Origin of the sequence: Mesorhizobium sp. M4B.F.Ca.ET.089.01.1.1 (assembly GCF_004022605.1) — a bacterium.
Taxonomy (GTDB): domain Bacteria; phylum Pseudomonadota; class Alphaproteobacteria; order Rhizobiales; family Rhizobiaceae; genus Mesorhizobium; species Mesorhizobium abyssinicae.
In genome coordinates this window covers 1-7,703 of the sequence record NZ_RZOS01000274.1, presented here as the reverse complement: position 1 = coordinate 7,703, position 7,703 = coordinate 1, and the positions used below count along the sequence as shown (strand labels likewise).

The following is a 7,703-nucleotide window of genomic DNA, read 5'->3' as shown; positions in this document are numbered from 1 at the left end:
GGCACGCAGGCGGCGATCGCCAAATTGCCGGCCGAGGTGACGCTGGCCTTCGCGCCGCAAGGCAACAGCATCGGCCGCTGGATGCAGGCGGCGCGGCAGAGCGGGCACGAGATCGTCATGCAGGTACCGCTCGAGCCGTTCGACTATCCCAACGTCAATCCCGGCCGCAACACGCTGACGGTGGCGGCGAGCCCGGACGAGAACCTGAAGAACCTGCACTGGGCGCTGTCGCGGACGACCAACTATACCGGCGTCATGAATTACATGGGTGCGCGCTTCTCGGCCGATCCAGGGGCGATGGCGAGTTTCATGGCGGAGCTCGGCAAAAGGGGTCTCGCCTATGTCGACGACGGCTCGTCGGCGCGCAGCCTGGCGCCCGACCTGGCGCTGAAGGACGGCGTGCCCTTCGTCGCCGGCGACACATCGATCGACGCCGTGCAGGATCGTGGCGCGATCCTGAAGAAGCTGGACGAGCTGGAAGCCACCGCGCGGGCGAAGGGCGCTGCCGTCGGCATCGGCTCGGCCTTCGATCTCACAGTCGATACGGTTTCGACCTGGGTGGCCGAGGCGAGGAAGCGCGGCATCGAGATCGTGCCGATTTCCGCGGTGGCCATCGATCCGCAAAAAGGGTGAATAGTGAATAGTGAATAGTGAATAGTTTCGGTGCCGTGATCTGATTCTGCCAGCTATAGGTACTTACTACTCACTACTCACTACTCACTACTCAGACGTCACGCCGCAGCGCAGAAGGTCCGACGATGGCCAAGAATATCGATCCCGAAACGCTGCCTTACCGTCCCTGCGTCGGCCTGATGATCCTCAATGGCGACGGGCTGGTCTGGGTCGGCCATCGCATTGCCGAGCCGGACAGCGAGTTCGCCGGCACGACGCAGCTCTGGCAGATGCCGCAAGGCGGCATCGACAAGGGCGAGGAGCCGTTCGAGGCGGCGGGACGGGAACTTTACGAGGAAACCGGCATGCGCTCGGTCTCGCTGCTCGCCGAGGCGCCGGAATGGATCAACTACGATTTGCCGGCGCACTTGGTCGGCGTTGCCTTCAAGGGGCGCTATCGCGGCCAGACGCAGAAATGGTTCGCCTATCGCTTCCACGGCGACAGCGGCGAAATCCAGATCAACCCGCCGCCTGGCGGCCACACCGCCGAGTTCGACAAATGGGCTTGGCGGCCGATGCAGGACCTGCCCGGGCTGATCGTGCCGTTCAAGCGCAAGGTCTATGAAGAGGTGGTGGCGGCGTTCCGGCATCTCGTCCCGTAGAGGCGCGTTCGATCGCACTGTTCGGGATCGGGCACTCTTGATATTGATGCCGGTGCGCCGCAAGTACCAGAGGCTGACATGAACCATGCATGGCAAGAGCATCATAGAGGAGCGCCGGCGCTGCCCCTCACCTGCCTGCCGGCATCCTCTCCCCGTATAGTGACGGGGAGAGGGAAGCTGTCGGCGCCGATTTCGCTAATCGCCAACGTTGCAGGAAGACAACCGAGGCTGCGGCCAGCCCCTTCTCCCCGTCACTATACGGGGAGAAGTGGCCGGCAGGGCGATGAGGGGCGGCGCCGGCGTCGGCAATCGCGCGTCTTCGCAACAGGCGCAACCCTGGCGCGGTCGCCTCGATGAGCGGCGACAAGGCGCCTTTGCCGCAAGCGCCTGACGCGGGTAGCTGCATGCCTAGCGAGGCCACAGCCGGGGCGATCCTGACCATCGATCTTGGCGCCATCAGGGAAAACTACCGGCGGCTGAAGGCGCGACTCGGCGCCGCGCAATGTGCCGGCGTGGTCAAGGCGGACGGCTATGGGCTGGGTGCCGCCGAAGTGGCGCGGGCGCTGGCGGCGGAAGGCTGCACGAGCTTTTTCGTTGCGCTGCTCGCCGAAGGCGTGGCGCTGCGTCGGGCGCTCGGCCCCGGACCGGCGATTTATGTGCTGAACGGGCTGCCGCCCGGCTCGGAAAACGAGGCGGTCGAAGCCGAACTTGCTCCCGTCATCAACAGCGCCGCGCAGCTCAAGGCCTGGGGTGAGGCCGGCCAGGCCGCCGGCCGCAAGCTGCCAGCTGCGATCCAGGTCGACAGCGGCATGTCCAGGCTCGGCATGTCGCCGGCGGAGGTCGAGGCGCTGAGCCGTGAGCCGACTTCCTTCGACGGCGTCGCGGTCACCCTCGTCATGAGCCATCTCGCCTGCGCCGACGAGCCGGCGCATCCGGCCAACGAGCGACAGTGGCTGGCCTTCGAGCGCCTGCGCAAGATGCTCCCCGAGGCGCCCGCGTCGCTCGCCAACTCCTCCGGCATCTTCCTCGGACCGGCCTTCCATTTTGATCTCGTGCGCCCCGGCGCGGCGCTCTACGGCATCAATCCGACGCCGGCGGAGCCGAATCCGATGCTGCCGGTGGTGCGGCTGCAGGCCAAGGTGGTACAGACGCGAAGCGTCGAGAAAGGTGCCGGCGTCGGCTACGGCCACACCTATCGCGCGGAGGATCCGCTCGGGCTGGCGACGATCTCTCTCGGCTATGCCGATGGCTGGCATCGCCGCGCAGCCTCGGCCGCCTGGTTCGAAAACGTGCGGCTGCCCTTTGTCGGGCGGGTGTCGATGGATTCGATCATCCTCGACATTTCCGCGCTGCCGCAAGGCAAGCTCGGCGCGGGCGACCTGGTCGAGCTGCTCGGACCGTCGCAAAGCGTCGACGACGCGGCCGGCCATGCCGGCACGATCGGCTATGAGATCCTGACCAGCCTCGGGCAGCGCTTTCACCGGCGCTATACCGGCTGAACGAGTGCCTTGCTTGACAAGCAGGCGCTTCTCGGCAAGGGTTCCGGGATGAGCAACCTCGCCCATACCAGAACCTTTTTCAGGGTCTGCCCCATCGCGGGAGCGTAGCCCCGGCCCGGCCACCAAGCTGGCGGCCGCCTGAACCGGGGCATTTAAATTCCATACATCGCCATTGAGTCGGCCGGCCTTGTGCGGCTGCCGGCTTTGTCCGCCGCCCCCGATCTGGCGCCAGCGCAGTCGTCCTGTGCGCCGAGCCATGAGGTTTGCCATGCCTGCAACAACTCCATCACGCTACCGAAACCTGCTCCTCGTCAGCGACGCCGATCATAACAGGCTGACCGGCCTAGCCAGAGCCTGTCTCGACCGGGCGCCCGACATTGCCGAGGGTCTGCTCGCGGAAATGGACCGCGCCAGGGTCGCGGCAGCGGCGTCCATGCCGGCAGATGTAGTGCGGATGGGCTCGACAGTGACTATGCGCAACAGCGATGGAAGTTGCCAACGCGTCACGCTGGTCTATCCCGGCGAAGCCGACATCGCCGAGAAGCGCATTTCGGTGCTGACGCCGCTCGGAACAGCGCTGATCGGAGCGCGTGCCGGCGGGTCGGTGCACTGGCAAAGCCGTGACGGCCGGGTCCTGTCGGGCACAATCGACGCTGTCGAGCAACTCCCGTCCGGGAGGCCGTCATGACCAAGACCATCTACTGCGTGACGACGAAGGATTTGGGGATGATTGAGGTGATGCTGTTGCGCAGGCGCGCCTTTGCCGATCCGATCGTGCCAGTGCTCGAGCGCAAGCTCTCGCAGAGCAGCATTGTTCCGGTCGACCTGGTCGGGCCCGACTTGGTGACGTTGGCCAGCCGCGTGACTTTTTGCATAGATGGCGGCCCGGCGGAGACGCGAACGCTGGTGCAGAGCGAAACATTCGCTTCCATAGGGGCCGGCCTCTCCGTCAGCACGTGGCGGGGCCTCAGCCTACTCGGCATGAGGAAAGGCCAGAGCCTACTGGTCGAACGGCCCGACGGCAGGAACGAGCGGATTGTGGTCGAAGACGTACCTTACCAGCCTGAGGCTGCGCGACGAGCAGCTCGGAACGTCGGCGGACGTCTGTCGCAGGGCCTGACCCTTGTCCACAGCGCCGCAGCGACCAGCAGGCCCCTTGGCGAGACGGGCAAAATCCGGCAGACAGAGGAAGACGATCCGGGCCCTTCGGCGGCATGATCGGCCTTTGAGGGAGCAAGCGATGAAGATCTTCGTGCTGGGCGGCGGCGTGATCGGGGTCACCACCGCCTACTTCCTCGCCGAGGCCGGCCACGAAGTGACAGTGTTCGACCGCCAGAAAGGTCCGGCGCTGGAAACCAGCTTCGCCAATGCCGGCGAGGTCTCGCCGGGTTATGCCTCGCCCTGGGCCGGCCCCGGCATTCCGCTGAAGGCGATCAAATGGCTGCTGATGAAGCATGGTCCGCTGGTGGTGCGGCCGGCCTTCGACCCGCATATGTGGACGTGGCTGCTGAAGATGCTGCGCAACTGCACGGCCGAGCGCTACGCGCTCAACAAGTCGCGCATGGTGCCGCTTGCCGAATACAGCCGCGACACGCTGAAGGCGCTGCGCCAGGCGACCGGCATCGCCTATGATGAGCGTTCGAAGGGCACGCTGCAGCTTTTCCGGACGCAAAAGCAGCTCGACGGCATAGGTGGCGATGTCGAGGTGCTGAAGAAATACGGCGTCCCCTATGAAGTCCTCGATCCCGAAGGCTGCATCGCGGCCGAGCCGGCGCTGGCCAACGTGCGCGGCAAGTTCGTTGGCGGCCTCAGGCTGCCGGGTGACGAAACCGGCGACTGCAAGATGTTCACCGACCGCCTGGCCGAGCTCTGCGTGGCGCGCGGCGTGACCTTCGAATACGACACCCTGATCAGGCGCATCATCCGCAGCCGCAACCGCGTCCACAACATGCATACCAGCACGGGCTGGAGGGCGGCGGATGCCTATGTGATGGCGATGGGCAGCTACTCGGCGCAGGCGATGCGCTGGCTGAAACGGCCGATCCCGGTCTACCCGGTCAAGGGCTATTCGATCACTGTGCCGATCAAGGATGCCGAGGCGGCGCCGGTTTCGACCGTCATGGACGAGACCTACAAGGTGGCGATCACCAGGCTCGGCGACCGCATCCGCGTCGGCGGCACGGCGGAGATTTCAGGCTTCGACATGAGGCTGCACGAATCGCGCCGGCGCACGTTGGAGCATTCGGTCGGCGATCTCTTCCCGGGCGGCGGCGATCTCAAGGCCGCGACCTTCTGGTGCGGCTTGCGGCCGATGACGCCGGACGGGCCGCCGCTGGTCGGCCGCAGCGAGCTGTCCAACCTCTATCTTAACACCGGCCACGGCACGCTCGGCTGGACCATGGCCTGCGGTTCGGCGAAGGTGCTGGCCGACATCATCTCCAGCCGGGTGCCGGAGATCAATGCGCACGACCTCGGGCCGGAACGCTACCTGAAGTAGGGCAACTGCTCCTTCAGGTGTCCCCAGGACCGCAGCGCGCTTTTGGGGCGACCTGCCTTAAAACGCCTGCTTCACCCAGCCCTCTCTGAACAGCAGCCGGTAGGCCCAGGGGATGGTCACGTTGGTGGCGACCGGCTGTGAATGGACGAGATAGTCGTCATAGACCGGTTTCATCCTGGCGTAGAAGGCGGGGTCGAGAACGGTCATGCCGTTCTCCGAATCGTGGAAGAAGCTGCGGTTGTTGAGGTTGACCGATGAGATCGTCACCAGCCTCTCATCGATCATCATGACCTTGGAATGCAGCACCACGTCGGGCGCCTTGAATTCGCGGATATCGATGCGGTCGCCATACTTCTCGACGAACAGCTTGTTGAGCGCGGTGAGGAACTTGCCGCCGATGTCGCCCTTGAGGTCGATGCGGCCGACAATGTCGATCTTCACGCCTCTGGCCAGCGCCCGGTCGAAAGCCAGCGCGAGCTTCGGCGTCAAGTTCAGGTACGGGTTGACGATCTGGATATGGTGCTCGGCGGTGTCGATCAGCTCGACGAAATAGCTCTCCAGCGCGTGCCCGTCTTCATAGGGCACGGAGATGAAGTGTCGGGCGACGCCTTGCGGAAGCCGGCCACTGGCGCGGACCGGGATCGAAAACGGTCGCGAGATGTTGGTGTCGGCGTCGCGCAGCCACACGGTCGAAAGATGCGCGGCCAGTGTCTCGATGGTCGACGGATCGGCGATCTCGACGTCGAAATCGCTCCAGTTCGAATAGTAGTTCAGCGAGAAGCCGTCGGTCCTGCCGTATTGCTGCAGGTCCGGATAGCGCGACAGGTCGACCGGCTTGTGGAACAGGAAGCCGTCATGGATGTTGCGGCCGCCGATGATGACGCGCGATCGGCCGGGATCCTCGGCCAGCGTCGCCAGCATCTTGACGTGGTGGGTCTTGTGCAGCTGTGAGATCTGCTCGTCGATCGGCGCGCCGTGGTCGGCCCGCCAGCGGTATTCCTGAAGCTGGACATTGGGGAATTCGGCCGCCAGCCGGTGCAGCAGGGCGTCGTCCTTCTCGCGCTCCAGCACGTCGGTCACCAGAATGCGCACCTTGGTGCCCAAGGCGGCATGATGGCGGATCAGCCGCTCGATGATGCGGCCGGAAAAGTCCGCCTTGAACTCCAGCGACGACAGATAGATCAGCCTGAGTTTCGGCGCGTGCGAGAAATCGAGCGGCTGCTCGGGATCAGCCTTGTCGAACGCGCTGTCGGGAAGCCGCTCTCCCAGCAGCGCCTCGACCTTGGCGTTGAAGCCGTCGCGCGACTTGCGCAGCAGCAGCGGTTTGCCAAGTGGCAGCGCGCAAGTCTGCGACAGCCAGCGGCCGGCGTAGAAAACGCGGTCGAGCTCCTTGAGCCCATCGGGATCGGGCACCGGGCAGCGGTCGTAGCGGCTGTCGAGTGCGGCGACCCAAGGGTCGGCAACCTCCTCGCGGAAAATGGTCAGCGGCGCGCCGGCCGGCGCCAGGCCGGACCGGACGCTGAGGTCGCAGCGGCTGAGCGCCTCGCCGGGATAGAGGCTCGTGGATGCCTCGCCCGCCGGCAGGGTGAGATGGAATGCCGAGCCGGCGGCGATGGTGCTCGATCGTCCCGACGCGCGGATCGCCAACGGCCCATCGCAGGTGCCGCCGATGTCGAGGGGCTTCTGGCCGGCCTGGCTGAGCACAATCTCAACCGGGCGTGCCTCCAGTCCGGAAAAGCTGAATGTCTTGGGCGCAAAGGGTCGGGCTGCGGCATCGAGATAGAGTGTCTGCCGCGACATGCGCCAGCGCCCGGTGAAATGATCCTCGCCGGGTTTGCCGCGCGCCGGCGTCACCGCGGTCATGTTGAGCGGCTTTGCCAGCTGTTGCAGCGCCCGGTAGGTCGCCTGGAAACGGCTGTTATGAATGTCGCGCCAGTCATGCCCGAAACGGCCGGTGCCGTTCGTGCGGTCGAGCGCGTCGAGCCGGCTTTGGGCCAGCAGCGCCTGGAAGCGCTTCTCGTAAGCGCTGTCGCCGGCATAGAAGTAATGCGCGGTGGCGATCGCGGCGCCGGTGCTGTCGGCCGAGATCGGCGGCCGGTCGCAGGCATCGTCGCCTGGAAAGAAGGCGCAGGCGGAGCGGCCGGGCATGCCGGCGCAGCCGGCCATCGCCGCGAGCGCCAATCCGAACAGCGCTTTTGTTGCCGCGGACCTTACGTTCACCCGGTCGCCCCGTTCATCGCCTTGAGCTGAGCGGGGTCGCGCGGCGGCATGAAGCCTTGCGGAAAGACCTTGCAGACCGGGACGGCGAAAGTGGCGATCAAAAGCTCGGCCTCGTTGCGCATCGTCCTCGGGGCGGTCTTGTCGTCGCGGATCACTTTCGCCGAGGCGACAAGCGCACCGTCGCAGTCGCAATGGTTGCGGCGGGCGCTGTTG

General features: G+C 65.7%; 7 protein-coding genes and 1 pseudogene. 6 read left to right on the top strand and 2 right to left on the bottom strand.

Going from position 1 to position 7,703, the window contains the following annotated elements; genetic code table 11:
• From EN780_RS22415 to EN780_RS22390, 6 genes are all read left to right on the top strand, one after another.
• On the top strand, positions 1-633 hold a 633-nt coding region (locus tag EN780_RS22415), incomplete at its 5' end, for a divergent polysaccharide deacetylase family protein (RefSeq protein ID WP_189556663.1).
• A gap of 125 nt (positions 634-758) precedes the next feature.
• Positions 759-1,274, top strand: coding sequence for an RNA pyrophosphohydrolase (locus tag EN780_RS22410; RefSeq protein WP_127391009.1), 516 nt, complete (start codon positions 759-761; stop codon positions 1,272-1,274).
• Positions 1,275-1,678: 404 nt separating this feature from the next.
• A complete protein-coding gene (gene alr, locus EN780_RS22405; RefSeq protein WP_128275349.1) occupies positions 1,679-2,773 on the top strand; it encodes an alanine racemase in 1,095 nt (364 codons plus the stop codon).
• Positions 2,774-3,041: 268 nt separating this feature from the next.
• Positions 3,042-3,461, top strand: coding sequence for a nucleoside diphosphate kinase regulator (gene rnk, locus EN780_RS22400; protein ID WP_127310256.1), 420 nt, complete (start codon positions 3,042-3,044; stop codon positions 3,459-3,461).
• Positions 3,458-3,991, top strand: a complete 534-nt coding sequence (locus EN780_RS22395; RefSeq protein WP_128275348.1) for a nucleoside-diphosphate kinase — start codon at positions 3,458-3,460, stop codon at positions 3,989-3,991. Before rnk ends, EN780_RS22395 begins: the two co-directional genes overlap by 4 nt.
• 22 nt (positions 3,992-4,013) lie before the next feature.
• The gene (locus EN780_RS22390; RefSeq protein WP_128275347.1) at positions 4,014-5,270 is read left to right on the top strand and encodes a D-amino acid dehydrogenase; all 1,257 of its coding nucleotides are present in this window, start codon (positions 4,014-4,016) and stop codon (positions 5,268-5,270) included.
• 57 nt (positions 5,271-5,327) lie between these two features.
• Here EN780_RS22390 and EN780_RS22385 read toward each other — a convergent pair whose 3' ends face one another.
• Entirely contained in the window at positions 5,328-7,490 is a 2,163-nt protein-coding gene (locus EN780_RS22385; protein ID WP_245500075.1) for a phosphatidylserine/phosphatidylglycerophosphate/cardiolipin synthase family protein, read from the bottom strand.
• Positions 7,487-7,703 (bottom strand): annotated as a pseudogene (locus tag EN780_RS22380) (hypothetical protein); the annotation flags it as partial. The pseudogene EN780_RS22380 and the gene EN780_RS22385, both read right to left, overlap by 4 nt.

What these genes read in the sequence shown, in the direction of transcription:
- EN780_RS22410 (WP_127391009.1), top strand. Translation starts at nt 759, where the DNA reads ATGGCCAAGAATATCGATCCCGAAACGCTGCCTTACCGTCCCTGCGTC.
- alr (WP_128275349.1), top strand. Translation starts at nt 1,679, where the DNA reads ATGCCTAGCGAGGCCACAGCCGGGGCGATCCTGACCATCGATCTTGGC.
- rnk (WP_127310256.1), top strand. Translation starts at nt 3,042, where the DNA reads ATGCCTGCAACAACTCCATCACGCTACCGAAACCTGCTCCTCGTCAGC.
- EN780_RS22395 (WP_128275348.1), top strand. Translation starts at nt 3,458, where the DNA reads ATGACCAAGACCATCTACTGCGTGACGACGAAGGATTTGGGGATGATT.
- EN780_RS22390 (WP_128275347.1), top strand. Translation starts at nt 4,014, where the DNA reads ATGAAGATCTTCGTGCTGGGCGGCGGCGTGATCGGGGTCACCACCGCC.